At 56.5% G+C, this 12,702-nt stretch carries 15 protein-coding genes; 14 read left to right on the top strand and 1 reads right to left on the bottom strand.

What is annotated here, in order from left to right; translation table 11 throughout:
* Positions 1-8: 8 nt before the first annotated feature.
* From H1S06_RS04280 to H1S06_RS04270, 3 genes are read left to right on the top strand one after another with little or no spacing between them, the layout of a single operon-like run.
* Complete coding sequence (locus H1S06_RS04280) at positions 9-881, top strand: amidohydrolase family protein (RefSeq protein ID WP_220183759.1); 873 nt, start codon at positions 9-11, stop codon at positions 879-881.
* 11 nt (positions 882-892) lie between these two features.
* A complete protein-coding gene (locus tag H1S06_RS04275; protein ID WP_328515309.1) occupies positions 893-1,255 on the top strand; it encodes a protocatechuate 4,5-dioxygenase subunit alpha in 363 nt (120 codons plus the stop codon).
* Positions 1,248-2,087 (top strand): class III extradiol dioxygenase family protein, encoded by an 840-nt coding sequence (locus H1S06_RS04270; protein WP_181737583.1) that lies wholly within the window; start codon positions 1,248-1,250, stop codon positions 2,085-2,087. The genes H1S06_RS04275 and H1S06_RS04270 overlap by 8 nt, the downstream gene beginning before the upstream one ends.
* 113 nt (positions 2,088-2,200) lie before the next feature.
* On the opposite strand, the gene H1S06_RS04265 is transcribed toward H1S06_RS04270, so the two are convergent.
* On the bottom strand, positions 2,201-2,680 hold the full coding sequence (locus H1S06_RS04265) for a MarR family winged helix-turn-helix transcriptional regulator (RefSeq protein WP_181737581.1): 480 nt from the start codon (positions 2,678-2,680) through the stop codon (positions 2,201-2,203).
* A 519-nt stretch (positions 2,681-3,199) separates the two neighbouring features.
* On the opposite strand from H1S06_RS04265, the gene H1S06_RS04260 reads away from it, so the two are divergent.
* From H1S06_RS04260 to H1S06_RS04210, 11 genes are all read left to right on the top strand, one after another.
* Entirely contained in the window at positions 3,200-4,348 is a 1,149-nt protein-coding gene (locus tag H1S06_RS04260) for an acyl-CoA dehydrogenase family protein (RefSeq protein ID WP_181737578.1), read from the top strand.
* Between the two features lie 25 nt (positions 4,349-4,373).
* Positions 4,374-4,736 carry an IacB protein gene (locus H1S06_RS04255; RefSeq protein ID WP_181737576.1) on the top strand — a complete coding sequence of 121 codons (363 nt, stop codon included), beginning with the start codon at positions 4,374-4,376 and terminating at the stop codon, positions 4,734-4,736.
* 10 nt (positions 4,737-4,746) lie between these two features.
* The gene (locus H1S06_RS04250; protein WP_181737574.1) at positions 4,747-5,268 is read left to right on the top strand and encodes a nuclear transport factor 2 family protein; all 522 of its coding nucleotides are present in this window, start codon (positions 4,747-4,749) and stop codon (positions 5,266-5,268) included.
* Positions 5,269-5,322: 54 nt separating this feature from the next.
* Complete coding sequence (locus H1S06_RS04245; protein ID WP_181737572.1) at positions 5,323-6,612, top strand: aromatic ring-hydroxylating oxygenase subunit alpha; 1,290 nt, start codon at positions 5,323-5,325, stop codon at positions 6,610-6,612.
* 2 nt (positions 6,613-6,614) lie between these two features.
* Positions 6,615-7,100, top strand: coding sequence for an aromatic-ring-hydroxylating dioxygenase subunit beta (locus H1S06_RS04240; protein WP_181737571.1), 486 nt, complete (start codon positions 6,615-6,617; stop codon positions 7,098-7,100).
* An 11-nt stretch (positions 7,101-7,111) separates the two neighbouring features.
* On the top strand, positions 7,112-7,867 hold the full coding sequence (locus H1S06_RS04235; protein WP_181737569.1) for an SDR family NAD(P)-dependent oxidoreductase: 756 nt from the start codon (positions 7,112-7,114) through the stop codon (positions 7,865-7,867).
* 10 nt (positions 7,868-7,877) lie between these two features.
* On the top strand, positions 7,878-8,840 hold the full coding sequence (locus H1S06_RS04230) for a PDR/VanB family oxidoreductase (RefSeq protein WP_181737567.1): 963 nt from the start codon (positions 7,878-7,880) through the stop codon (positions 8,838-8,840).
* An 87-nt stretch (positions 8,841-8,927) separates the two neighbouring features.
* Positions 8,928-9,962, top strand: coding sequence for a TRAP transporter substrate-binding protein (locus H1S06_RS04225; RefSeq protein WP_181737564.1), 1,035 nt, complete (start codon positions 8,928-8,930; stop codon positions 9,960-9,962).
* A gap of 8 nt (positions 9,963-9,970) precedes the next feature.
* Positions 9,971-10,492 (top strand): TRAP transporter small permease, encoded by a 522-nt coding sequence (locus H1S06_RS04220; protein WP_181737562.1) that lies wholly within the window; start codon positions 9,971-9,973, stop codon positions 10,490-10,492.
* Positions 10,492-11,808 carry a TRAP transporter large permease gene (locus H1S06_RS04215; RefSeq protein WP_181737560.1) on the top strand — a complete coding sequence of 439 codons (1,317 nt, stop codon included), beginning with the start codon at positions 10,492-10,494 and terminating at the stop codon, positions 11,806-11,808. Before H1S06_RS04220 ends, H1S06_RS04215 begins: the two co-directional genes overlap by 1 nt.
* Before the next feature lie 52 nt (positions 11,809-11,860).
* A partial coding sequence (locus H1S06_RS04210; RefSeq protein WP_181737382.1) for a catechol 2,3-dioxygenase occupies positions 11,861-12,702 on the top strand: 842 nt, incomplete at its 3' end.

Genomic DNA, 12,702 nt, shown 5'->3' with positions numbered 1-12,702 from the left:
GTACCGAGATGATGGATCCTGATTACCTACCTTTCCACGCCAATCCGAGCAAGCCTGAATTCAAGGCGCCGGAAGGTGCCGTTGATGCCCATTGCCACGTGTTTGGTCCGGCAGACAAGTTTCCGTACCATCCCAAGCGCAAGTACACGCCCTGTGATGCGCCCAAGGAAAAGCTGTTTGAACTGCGTGATTACCTCGGCTTCTCCCGCAACGTGATCGTGCAGGCCTCTTGCCACGGTACTGATAACGCGGCATTGGTTGATGCGCTGGAAAATGCCGGTGAACTGGCCCGTGGCGTGGCCGTGGTTGATCCTGGGATCACCGAAGAAGAACTCAGGGTGATGGACAAGGCCGGTGTACGTGCCGTGCGCTTCAACTTCGTCAAGCGTCTGGTCGATACCACGCCGAAAGAGGTTTTCCTGTCGATTGCCGAGAAGATCAAGCCGTTGGGCTGGCACATCGTGGTGTATTTCGAGGCGCCGGATCTGGAGGCGTTGATTCCTTTCCTGAACGAGCTGGACACGACGATTGTGGTTGATCACATGGGGCGCCCGGATGTGACCAAGGGCGTTGAACACGCGGATTTCCAGCGTTTCATCGACTTCATGACAAGCAATGACAAGGTGTGGGTCAAGACTACCTGTCCCGAGCGGCTGACTCAGACGCCGCCGGATTACCGTGACGTGGTGCCGTTCATGAAAGCGCTGGTGGAGAAGTTCCCGGATCGTTGCCTGTGGGGTACCGACTGGCCGCATCCGAACATGAAGTCTCATACACCCGATGACGGCAAGCTGGTGGATGTGATCCCACAGATTGCCCCGACAGCCGAGCTGCAGCAGAAGCTGCTGGTCGATAACCCGATGCGACTCTACTGGTCCTGACTGGAGATTCGATGATGACTACACACCGTGAGATACCGGGCACCATCTTTTTTGACGGCCCCATGGCCACCAAGGGCTATGGGCTGAACAAGATGTGTTACTCCTTCAACAGCACTGAAGGTCGCGACGCATTCAAGGCTGATGAAGCGGCCTACTGCGACAAGTTCGGCCTGACCGAGGCGCAGAAAGAAGCGATCCTGGGGCGCGATATTCTGGCGCTGCAGCGCGAAGGTGGCAGCATCTATTATCTGGCCAAGTTCGCCGGCCTGTTGGGATTGAACATGCAGGACATCGGCGGTCTGCAGACCGGTCGCACCACCGAAGAGTTTCAGGCATACCTGGAAAGCCAGGGCAGGGGGAAGAACAATGGCTAAAGTGATTGGTGGCATCACCACCTCCCACATTCCGGCGATCGGCATCGCCATGGACCGGGGGCTGGAAGACACTCCCTACTGGAAGGACTTCTTTGCCGGTTATCCGCCCGTGCGCGAGTGGCTGAATGAACAGCAGCCTGATATCGCCATCGTGTTCTACAACGACCACGGTTTGGAGATGTTCCTGGACAAGAAGCCGACGTTTGCGTTGGGTTGCGCACCGCAGTATGAGAATGCTGACGAGGGCTGGGGGATTGCCACCATCCCGCCGGTCACGGGTGAGACCGAGCTGTCCTGGCATATCGCCAATGAACTGATCGAGCACGACTTCGATCCGACCATCTGCCAGGATATCAAGGTGGATCACGGTCTGACCGTACCCTTGTCGGTTATGTACCCGGGCCACAACTATCAGCACCTGAAGGTGATACCGGTGTGCATCAACTGCGAACGCTACCCGATGCCCAAGCCGTCTCGCTGCTTCGCGCTGGGCCAGGCGATCGGCAAGGCGGTGGAATCCTTCGCCGGTGACCAGAAGGTGGTGGTCTTCGGCACCGGTGGTTTGTCGCATCAGCTGGATGGCGAGCGCGCGGGCATCATCAACAGCGATTTCGATATCGAGTGTATGGACAAGCTGGTCAGCGATCCTGAAGCCCTGACTCGGTACAGCAACGACGATCTGGTCGAGATCGCCGGTGCCCAAGGTGTCGAACTGAACATGTGGCTGGCGATGCGCGGCTGCATGCTGGGTGATGTCAAGGAAGTACACCGCAACTATGTGGCACCGATTTCCAATACAGGGGCCGGATTACAGTTGCTGATCAACGGTTGAGTCTCTACGTCTAGTAGGTCAGACCTGTGTTACGGTCTCCCTCCCTACAGATCTTTTACCCCGGCATGTCCGGGGTTTTTTATGCGTGTCGGAAGGCGTCGTGCTCTGCTTGTCTAGTCAGCACCCTGGGTCAGGTTGTTGTACATTTTGGCCAGTAGAGTGTTGGCGCGTTCGATCTGAGCCGAGGTTAGCCCCTTGAAGCTGCGTCTGAACAGCTGGCTTACCGAGCCGCGAATTTCTTCCAGCCGCTCCAGCCCCTTGCCGGTCAATGATACCAGGGTAACACGGCCGTCTTCAGGGGAGGTCTTCAATAATACCAGTCCCTCATCCCGCATCCTGTACAGGATTTTGGTGGTGGTTGGCAGCTTTGCAACCGCGTGCCCGGCTATTTCCGAAATGCTCAGTTCCGAATGCTCTTTCAGGATCATGATGATACGCCAGCGCGGAATATCCATATCAACCCTTTTAAGCAGCCTGTCCATTTCCTGAGTGTAGAGAGCGTCGAGCTGCGCAACCCAATAAAACGGAAATTCACAGCGTTTGAAGTTGTCGCTGAGCGGGTCATACATGTCGATCTTGCGTCTGGTACTCATTAAAAGGGGTCTCCGGAATGGGGGCTGAAGGTCAGGAAGGCAGGCGCCATGGTGGTTGATAAGGAAAGTATATCGCTAAAGGGAAGTTGATGAAATTTTTGTTGGGATAAAGGCGTGAACGTTGCATTTATAGCTCCCGTTAGTGGGATGTTTAGATATCGGAAATGGTTTTTTGTGATCATGATCAATGTTTTTTGAATTTCTTGATTTTGTTTTTTTGTGTGAATTTGTGGTCTTTTTATCTGTTTTTTGTCGATTTTGTTGGATTTTGGTCTTTTTGGGTGTGTTGTGGGTATTTTTACGTATTGGTTGTTTTTTGATGAAAATCATTGGATACGGAGATTTCATTTAGTTGACGAATCAAGTGATAGGTGAAATTCTTTGTTGCATCTTGAGAGGTCAGTGGTGCAAGCCTTGGGAACCTCCGGCGGCATGCAATCAGTTGCCCAGTGAAGGCGATGGCAGTGGTGAGGCCGTCTTCTTGAAAATAAAGACAACAACACAAGGGAGCCGAGCAATATGCCTGGTTATCAAATCGATAAATCCCTCTGGGGCGGGGAGACCGTATTCGATGCCCTGCTGAACGAGGTGCGTGCGCGCCGGCAGGAGTTCGAGAGCCAGCGATATATCTCCCAGGACATCATCGAGTCCTTCAAGGACATCGGCGTCTACCGGGCGATGGTTCCCAAGGCGTTGGGGGGTGACGAGCGCAGTCCGGTGGAATTTTTGCAGATGGTTGAAGCGCTGGCGGCAGCGGATGGCTCTGCAGGCTGGGTGGCCAGTTTTGGCATGAACCCGGCCTACCTGGCGGCCTTGCCACTGAATACGGTTGATAAGGTCTGGTCCGAAACCCCCAATGTTGTATTTGCCGGTGGCATTTTTCCGACTCAACCCGCTCGGAAGGTTGACGGTGGTTTCATTGTCAATGGCCGCTGGAAATTTGGCAGCGGCTGTATGGGAGCCTCTCTGATCGGTGTTGGGATTCAGCCGGACAGCGGTGAACCCTTGCCGCGCATGGCGGTGATGCCGGCAGACAAGGTGCGTATCGAGCCTAACTGGGATGTCATCGGCATGGTGGGGACGGGGAGTCACGATCTGGTTGTGGAAGAGGTCTTCGTGCCGGAGGAATGGACCTTCGTGCGCGGCGGCAAGCCCAATATCGATTCCGATTTCTTCCGTTATCCCTCTTTGGCATTTGCGGCACAGGTATTGTCCGTAACCACGGCCGGTCTGGCGCGAGAGGCGCTGGATGTAGTACAGGCCATGGCCGCAGGGCGCAAGTCCGTGACCGGCGCACCCAACCTGGGTGAGCGTGAATATGTCCAGATCGAAATTGCCAGAGCCGAGGCGAAAGTACGTGCTTCCCGCGCCTTTTTCTATGAAGCCACTGAAGATGCCTGGAATCGAATCAAGGCGGGGGGGGAGCCCGGACGTGATCAGGTCAATCTGGTACGCCTGGCGACCACCAATCTGGCCCACGAATGTGCCGAAGCCATCCGCTCAACTTATCAGGTGACGGGGATGACCGGCACCTATAACGATCATCCGCTATCCCGAATCCTGCGTGATTCCATGATGTGTACCCAGCACGCATTTATGGGGGCCATCACCCTCAAGAATGCGGGGGCCATGTTTTTCGGCCACGACCCTCTGCCGGGTTATCTGTAACTGAACAATAACAAGGAGATACACCATGAGTGACAACAAACCTTTGCGCGTTCTCTTCTGTATGGGCATCAACCAGAACTTTATGGATGCGCCGCGCGATGAGCAGCTCGAAGTCTGGGCGGCATTCGGAGAAATGTGGAACGCAATCCACGACATGGACGGCGTTGAAGTGATTGGCAACATGGACGATGACCAGAGCATGGTCGGTCCTTCAGCCGGATATCCCTGGACGACCTACCTGCTGGCCGATGTGGCCGATTACGATCGCGTGGTGGCCTGTTGCAACCTGTTCCGCAGCACGGAAGTCGGTCAGGGGCCTTACAAGCTCTGGCGTTATGCCAAGGTTGAAGCGCGTATCGGTCGTGAACTGATCGTACAGCGGAGCTGAGGCGGCCGATATGAGTGAGCTGGAGCAGTTGCGTCGTCGCGTGAATGCGCTTGAAGCGGCACGAGAGGTGAGCGCCTGCCTGCATGAATACATGCAGCTGTGTGACTACCTGGATGAAGGGTTTGACCTGGAACCGTTGGTCGCGCTGTTTACGGCGGACGCCATCTGGGAAGGAAGGGGCCAGCGCTATGCTGCCACCTTTGGTCGTCGCGAAGGGCGGGAAGCGGTGCGTGCCATGTTTGAGCAGTACACCCGACCACCGGCTCACTTTGCCCTCAATGTGCATTTTCTGACCTCCGAGAAGGTAGACGTCGAGAGTGAAAATGATGCCGCAGGCACTTGGGTGCTGTTGCAGACCGCCACTTTTGCAGACGGGCGCTCCCAGTTGAGCAGTGCGTTGCTGGATGTGCGTTTCCGCCGGGAAGGCGGGAAGTGGAAGATTGCACATTTCTGTACCACGAGTCGCTTTAATCGACCGGTGCACACGCCCTGGGATAACCCGCAGCCGTTGCCGGTACCTGAAGAAGAATAAGCGTCGCGGCGGCAATCATCATGCCGGCCGATCAAGAATAAAGAGAGCAAGACCATGAGTGAACTGATCGAGATGCAGAACATCAGCTTGAAAGCGGCTGAAATGGTTGAAGAGGGCCGAGTGCATAAGGCCCTCTATTCAGACCCGGCCATTTTTGAAGAAGAGCTGGACAAGGTATTCAACAACACCTGGGTATATGTCGGTCATGAAAGTGAAGTGCCTGATGCCGGGTGTTACAAGACCGCGTGGGTCGGGCGTCAGCCGGTTATCCTGAGCCGTGATCGCAAGATGAACCTGCATGTGCTGCAGAATCGCTGCCGCCATCGTGGTGCGACGGTGTGCGAGGGACGCAAGGGCAAGACCAAAAGTTTTACCTGCCCCTATCATGGCTGGGGCTACGGCTTGGATGGTGCGCTGCGTGCACTGCCAAAACCGGAAGAATATGAAGGTGTTCTGGACAAGAATGAACTGCCTCTGGAACGCCTGCGGGTTGAGACCTATCAGGGCCTGGTTTTTGCGACCTACCGTGAAGACTTGGAGTCGTTGTACGACTTTTTGGGCGGAGCCCGGAAATGGATCGACTTGTTCATGAAGCAGGGGGGCGGTTATCCGGTCAAGGTGTTGGGTGAACATCGTTTCAACTTCCCGGGCAACTGGAAGATCCAGCTGGAAAACACCACGGATGCCTACCATTTCCCGATTATTCATAAGTCGTTTATCACCTCACTGGATGATGCGACGGCGGATATTTTCGATTTCCTGCATGGCGATGGTTTTGTTGAGGACCTGGGGAACGGCCATAGTGTCATGGTGATGATCCCCGAATTGGTGGATCTGGAAGACAACCTGGATCAGCCGATTCCGCCACGTTTCCAGAAGCTGGCAGATGAGCTGCGGGCCGAAGGTCGCTCCGAAGAGGAAGTGCAAAAGCTGGTGCGTGCGGCGCACGGCACGGGCTTCAACCTCAATCTGTTCCCGAACGTGTCCTGTTCCATGGCCTTTCTGCGTGTTTTGCGTCCGGTCAGTGTCGGCGAGACTGAAATCCAGCATGTGGCATTGGGTGGTGCAGGTGCGCCGGCGCCCTTTAACCGCAAACGCATGCGGTTGCACGAGCACTTCCAGGGACCGATGGGATTCGGCACCCCCGATGACGGTGAGGCCTGGGAGCGTGTACACAAAGGATCGCAGGCGGGACAGGATGGCTGGATTCTGGTCAATCGCGGCATGAACAACCTGCATCAATCCCCGGATGGCAATGTGGCTGGAGCCGTGTGCTCCGAAACCGGCATGCGCGGTGCCTATCGTCAGTACAAGAAAGTGATGGCAGCAGGGGAGGACAAGTAATCATGAGCACTCAGACGCAGATACTTAATGATGTGACGGCTTTCATCTGGCATGAGTCCGATCTGCTGGATCACAAGGGTTATCAGGACTGGCTGCAGTTGTGGAATGAGGACGGACTGTACATCGTGCCGGCCGAATTCAATGCGGATGGTAACTACGAAGACACCCTGAATCTTGCCCTGGATGATGCCGACATGCGCAGCATGCGCGTGGCACGTCTGGAAAATGGCGAGTCCGTGTCGGCCAACTCGACCGGCAATACGATCCGGATGGTCTCTCGGGTGCGGGTGTTGGAAGCGGGTGACGACCTGGTAATTGCACGCTGTGCCATGACACTGAATGAAATGCGCCACGGCAAACTGGTGACCTACCCGGCCGATGTGGAATACCGCTTGCAGCCGACAGGTGACGGTTACCGTCTGGCCGGGAAGGTCGTGCGTTTGATGCATGCCGACAGCTTCTTGCGCACTGTCAGCTTCATTTTCTGAGGAGGTGTGGCATGGCTAACCTGACAACACCTCAGATCGCATTGATAACCGGTGCCGCCCAGGGGCTGGGTTACAGTATCGCCGCTCGTTTGCTGCTGGCCGGTTACCGGGTGGTGCTGACCGACGTGAACCGAGAGGCGGCCGAACAGGCTGCGGCTGCACTGGACCCCGAAAGCACACAGGTTCTGCCTCTGGGCTTGAATGTGGCCTGTCGTGAGGACTTTGACGCGGCTTTGCGCGCTACGCTGGAGCACTGGGGGGCCTTGCATGTACTGGTGAACAATGCGGCGGTGACCCGCGCGACGCCGGTCATGGATATCAGTGCACAGGAGTTTGCCGAGGTCGTGAATATCAATCTGGGAGGCACCTTCTCTGGCTGTCAGGTGGTGGGGCAATACATGGCCGAGCAGGGCTATGGCCGCATCATCAACATGGCTTCGCTGGCGGGGCAGAACGGTGGCACATCAACTGGTGCGCACTATGCCGCGTCCAAGGGCGGCATTGTGACCCTGACCAAGGTGTTTGCCAAGGAGCTGGCCGGACGAGGCGTGACCGTGAATGCGATTGCGCCAGGCCCGATCGACTCGCCCATGGTGAAGGCGCTGGTACCCGAAGAACGGTTGACGGGGCTGCTGGGAGCCATTCCGGTCGGACAGTTGGGCGAAGCCGATTTTGTAGGAGACATGGTCGTGCAGCTGGCTCGTCCGGAAGCCGCTTTTGCGACGGGTACCACCTGGGATATCAATGGCGGCTTGTTCATGCGCTGAGGCAACCATTATGACGATTAGTATCGAAAATACGCTCATTAACGCCAGAGTACAGCGGCGCGATGATCACACCGACGATATCGCAGTGTTCGAACTGGCAGCGGCTGACGGCAGCTCCTTGCCCGCATTTGAAGCGGGCGCGCACATTGATGTAGTGCTGGGACCGGACCTGATCCGCCAGTATTCATTGAGTAACGCTCCCGGCGCCACGACCTATCGTTTGGGCATTCTCAATGACCCGAATTCGCGAGGTGGTTCCCGCAGCATTCATGCCGATTTGAAAGCAGGCGCTGAGGTGCAGATCAGTGCGCCACGCAACCATTTCCCGCTGGCGATGGAGGCTGAGCACAGTGTGCTGATTGGCGGCGGGATCGGTATTACGCCGATGATCGCGATGGCCTACGCCCTGCAGGCGGCGAACAACTCCTTCGAGCTGCATTATTGCTGTCGCAGTGAAAGCCGAGCGGCTTTTCTGGATGAGTTGCGGCAGGCGTTCGGCGACCGTCTGGTCCTGCATTTTGATGATGTGGAGGCGGGCGGACGAATCGACCCGAAGTCCTTGGCAGCGGCACGGCCGGGCACTCACCTGTACGTGTGTGGTCCGGGCGGATTCATGGATTGGGTCATTGAGCAGGGCAAGGCGGCGGGACTGCCGGATCAGCAGGTTCATTTCGAGTACTTCAACGCGGATGTTGATATCAGTGGTGAGGCGTTTGAAGTCTATGCCGAGGCCAGTGATGTCACCGTACAGGTGGGTCCCGAGGAAAGCATTGCCAGTGCCTTGAAGGCGGCTGGCGTACGAGTACAGATGTCCTGCGAAGAGGGCGTGTGCGGCACCTGTATCTGTGATGTCAGCGAAGGCACGCCGGATCATCGCGATCACTTCCTGACCGAGGAGGAGAAAGAGGATAACGACCAGATTGCGCTCTGTTGCTCGCGCGCCAAGAGCAGTCGTCTGGTTCTGGATATCTGATTTGCAGACCTGGCGTCCTGAGGGTTGTGCTCAGGGCGTATAACCGGTTTTGAACCGGAATAAAAACCCAATCGGGAGACTATAAAAATGAAAACGATTCTCCGCGTTGCAGCGACTGCAACAGTTGCACTACTGGCCTCCACTGCGCAGGCCGAAACCCGCCTGACCATGTCATCCTGGCTGCCGTCCGGACATCCACTGGTACAAGACGTAATGAAACCCTGGGCGGCCAGCGTTGCAGAAGCCACGGACGGCCGTGTCAAGGTCATTATCCTGCCATCGTCCCTGGGCCATCCGAAGGTGCATTACGATATCGCCCGTGAGGGACAGGCCGATATTACGTACGGCGGACACGGTTATACGCCGGGACGTTTCAAGTTGTACAAAATGGTCGAGTTCCCGTTTGGGGGCAATAGTGCGGAAGCAACTTCGGTCGCCTACTGGAACGTGTACAACGAATATCTGAAGCCGGCCGGTGAACATAAGGATGTCAAACTGCTGGGTCTGTTCACACACGGTCCGGGTCATATTCATAACAGCAAGCGAACGGTTCAGTCTGCCGAAGATATGAAGGGGCTGAAATTGCGCGTCGGTGGCGGTGTTGCCAGTGACCTGGCCTCTGCACTGGGGTCGGTTTCTATCCAGAAACCCTCTTCCAGCAGTTACGAGCTGGTTTCCAGTGGCGTAGCCGACGGCACGCTGTTTCCGCATGAATCCGTCGTAGCCTTCAATATCGAAGACAAGCTGACGCACACCACGCTGGTCCCTGGCGGAACCCACAACTTCAGTTTTTATCTGGTTATGAACCGTGATCGCTTTGCAGACCTGCCGGAAGAAGATCGAAAAGCGATCGAATCGGTATCGGGCGAGGCTTTTGCACGACTGGCAGGACGCATGTGGGATACCCAGGATGCCAAGGGACTTGAAGCGATTCGTGCAAACGGTAATGAAGTGGTGACGGCTCCGGATGCCTTCCTGACTGAAATTCGTCAGGCCAGTGCACCGATGGAAGAGGCGTGGCTGAAGGTAGCGGATGAGCAGGGGGTTGATGGTCGCGCCGCACTGGAGGCGTTCCGTGCACAGAGCCATCAGCTGGACCAGAGTCTGACACAGACGCGCTGAGGTGAAAGATGAGCTCAACTCGTACACAGAGTCGTGGCTGGTTGTCACGTGGAGAGGGAGCGGTCAAAACCCTGCTGAGTGGAACGGCAGCCCTGGTCATGTTTTTGATGATGGCGCTGACCCTGGTTGACGTACTGGGGCGCTACCTGTTTTCAACTCCCGTGACAGGTGCCTTTGAGGTGACGGAGTTGATGTTGGCAGCGGTCATCTTTCTGGGGTTGCCGTTGATCACGGCGGAGGGTGGCCACATAGCCGTGGACATCCTCGACGCGGCGCTCAGTGACCGGGTGCGTCTGATCCAGTACTGGTTGGTTGGGCTGATCAATGTGCTGGCGTTTGGCATCTTCTCTTGGGTGCTGTGGAGGCTCGCCTTCAAGGTGCTGCGTTACGAAGATACAACGGCGGTATTGCAGATCCCCTATGCCTGGCTGGCATTTCTGATGGCGGTGACGACATCGGTGGCCACCCTGGCACTGATGGCCAAACTGTTCTCCAACCGCCCGGGCAAAACATCGACAGGAGAGCCTTAATGGAAGCAAGTCTGATTGGTTTTGCAGCATTGATGATGCTGATTCTGGCTCGTGTGCCCCTGGGAGTCGCGATGGGTATTGTGGGTGTGGTCGGCTTTGCTCTGGTGCAGCAGGTGACCTACGGCAACCCGCGTGGCTGGGATACGGCCTTGAACATGATAGCGTCAACTGCCTTCGATACGGGGCTGGCGTATGGACTATCGGTCGTGCCCCTGTTTTTGTTGATGGGTAATCTGATTACGGAATCAGGCATGTCCAAGGAGCTGTACCGGGCAGCCAATGCATTTCTGGGCCACTTCAAGGGTGGCCTGGCGCTGGCGACGGTCGTGTCCTGCGGTGCTTTTTCGGCCGTGTGCGGCAGCTCGATGGCAACTGCAGCCACCATGTCTCGTGTCGCCATGCCCTCCATGCGGGAGTACAAATACTCCGATAGCCTGGCGACTGGCGCGATTGCGGCCGGAGGAACGCTGGGGATTCTGATTCCTCCCAGCGTGATTCTGGTGATCTATGGCCTGATGACGGAAAGCGATATTGGCAAGCTGTTCATCGCCGGTTTATTACCGGGGCTGATCGGGGTCATTCTATACATGTTGGCCGTGGTGTTTGCCGTACGCCTGAAACCGGAAATCGGACCGGCGGGCAAGCGCTCCAGCTGGAAGGAACGCCTGTTGTCCATGCGGGGTATCTGGGGGATCAACCTGATCTTCATCATCGTTATGGGCGGGATTTATGCCGGGATTTTCACGCCGACGGAAGCCGCCGGTATCGGGGCTTCGGGGGCCTTCCTGATCGCATTGTTCAGCGGGAAATTGAATTTCACCATGTTTCAGCGCTCGCTGACGGGCGCTGCACGTACAACGGCCATGCTGTTTTTCCTGGTTATTGGTGCGGTGATTTTTTCCAACTTCATCAACCTCACCGGCATGCCCATGATGCTGAAAGACTGGGTTCTGGAATCCGGCTTCAGTCCCTTTACGGTGATCCTGATTCTGGTGGGCGTTTACCTGCTGTTGGGCTGTGTGCTTGAGAGCATGTCCATGATACTGCTGACGGTGCCGGTGTTTTACCCGATGGTCGAAGCGATGGGGTTCGACCTGATCTGGTTCGGCATTCTGGTGGTGGTCGTGACCGAGATCAGCCTGATTACGCCACCGGTGGGCATGAACGTGTTTGTGTTGAGAGGGGTTGTGCCTGACGTGAAACTGTCCACCATTTTTCGTGGCGTCACGCCGTTCTGGCTGGCGGATATCGTGCGCTTGGTGCTGATTATTACGATTCCGTCCCTGTCTCTGATGCTGCCCAATGCCGTGGGCTAGGGCAGCAACGATATCGTGAAAACAATCTATAAGAAAACGATGAGGTAACCCGATGAAAAAAGGTGTAATGCGTCCCGGACATGTACAAATTCGTGTGCTGGATCTGGAAGAAGCGGTTAACCATTATGTCGAGCTGATGGGGCTGATCGAAACGGATCGCGACGAGCAGGGCCGTGTCTACCTGAAGGGCTGGACCGAAGTGGACAAGTTCTCGGTGGTGCTGCGAGAAGCCGATGAAGCCGGCATGGATTTCATGAGCTTCAAGTGCCTGAACGAGGAGGTGGTTGATCGCCTGAACCGGGAGTTGCTGGCGTTCGGCTGTGGCGTTGAAGAGATCCCGGCCGAGGAACTCAAGGGCTGTGGTCGCCGAATCCGCTTTCAGGCACCGACCGGGCATTACTTTGAACTCTTTGCCAACAAGGAACAGACCGGTCGTTACGGCGTCGGCAATCACAACCCGGAAGCCTGGCCCCGTGATCTCAAGGGCATGAAGGCGCAGCGGTTTGACCACTGCCTGCTGTACGGCCCGGAGCTGGACCAGACCCTGGACCTGTTCCGTGAGGTGCTGGGCTTTGACCTGTGCGAACAGATCATGACGCCGGACGGCAAGCGAGTGGCACAGTTCCTGACTACCAGCATGAAGGCGCATGACATCGCCTTTATCGATCACCCTGAGCCGGGCAAGTTTCACCATGCCTCGTTCTTCCTTGAAACCTGGGAAGATGTGCTGCGTGCCGGTGACTTGATCTCCATGACCGATACCTCCATCGATATCGGGCCGACCCGCCACGGCATTACCCATGGCCAGACGATCTACTTCTTTGATCCGTCCGGCAACCGCAACGAGGTGTTCTGCGGCGGAGACTACTTCTACCCGGACCACGCGCCGATCAC

The organism is Marinobacterium marinum, from assembly GCF_013868415.1.
Lineage (GTDB): Bacteria > Pseudomonadota > Gammaproteobacteria > Pseudomonadales > Balneatricaceae > Marinobacterium > Marinobacterium marinum.
This window is presented reverse-complemented; position numbering and strand designations above follow the sequence as displayed.

Bases quoted from the DNA above. Each gene is read 5' to 3' on its own strand.
- H1S06_RS04280 (WP_220183759.1), top strand. From the start codon at position 9: ATGATGGATCCTGATTACCTACCTTTCCACGCCAATCCGAGCAAGCCT.
- H1S06_RS04275 (WP_328515309.1), top strand. From the start codon at position 893: ATGATGACTACACACCGTGAGATACCGGGCACCATCTTTTTTGACGGC.
- H1S06_RS04270 (WP_181737583.1), top strand. From the start codon at position 1,248: ATGGCTAAAGTGATTGGTGGCATCACCACCTCCCACATTCCGGCGATC.
- H1S06_RS04265 (WP_181737581.1), bottom strand. From the start codon at position 2,680: ATGAGTACCAGACGCAAGATCGACATGTATGACCCGCTCAGCGACAAC.
- H1S06_RS04260 (WP_181737578.1), top strand. From the start codon at position 3,200: ATGCCTGGTTATCAAATCGATAAATCCCTCTGGGGCGGGGAGACCGTA.
- H1S06_RS04255 (WP_181737576.1), top strand. From the start codon at position 4,374: ATGAGTGACAACAAACCTTTGCGCGTTCTCTTCTGTATGGGCATCAAC.
- H1S06_RS04250 (WP_181737574.1), top strand. From the start codon at position 4,747: ATGAGTGAGCTGGAGCAGTTGCGTCGTCGCGTGAATGCGCTTGAAGCG.
- H1S06_RS04245 (WP_181737572.1), top strand. From the start codon at position 5,323: ATGAGTGAACTGATCGAGATGCAGAACATCAGCTTGAAAGCGGCTGAA.
- H1S06_RS04240 (WP_181737571.1), top strand. From the start codon at position 6,615: ATGAGCACTCAGACGCAGATACTTAATGATGTGACGGCTTTCATCTGG.
- H1S06_RS04235 (WP_181737569.1), top strand. From the start codon at position 7,112: ATGGCTAACCTGACAACACCTCAGATCGCATTGATAACCGGTGCCGCC.
- H1S06_RS04230 (WP_181737567.1), top strand. From the start codon at position 7,878: ATGACGATTAGTATCGAAAATACGCTCATTAACGCCAGAGTACAGCGG.
- H1S06_RS04225 (WP_181737564.1), top strand. From the start codon at position 8,928: ATGAAAACGATTCTCCGCGTTGCAGCGACTGCAACAGTTGCACTACTG.
- H1S06_RS04220 (WP_181737562.1), top strand. From the start codon at position 9,971: ATGAGCTCAACTCGTACACAGAGTCGTGGCTGGTTGTCACGTGGAGAG.
- H1S06_RS04215 (WP_181737560.1), top strand. From the start codon at position 10,492: ATGGAAGCAAGTCTGATTGGTTTTGCAGCATTGATGATGCTGATTCTG.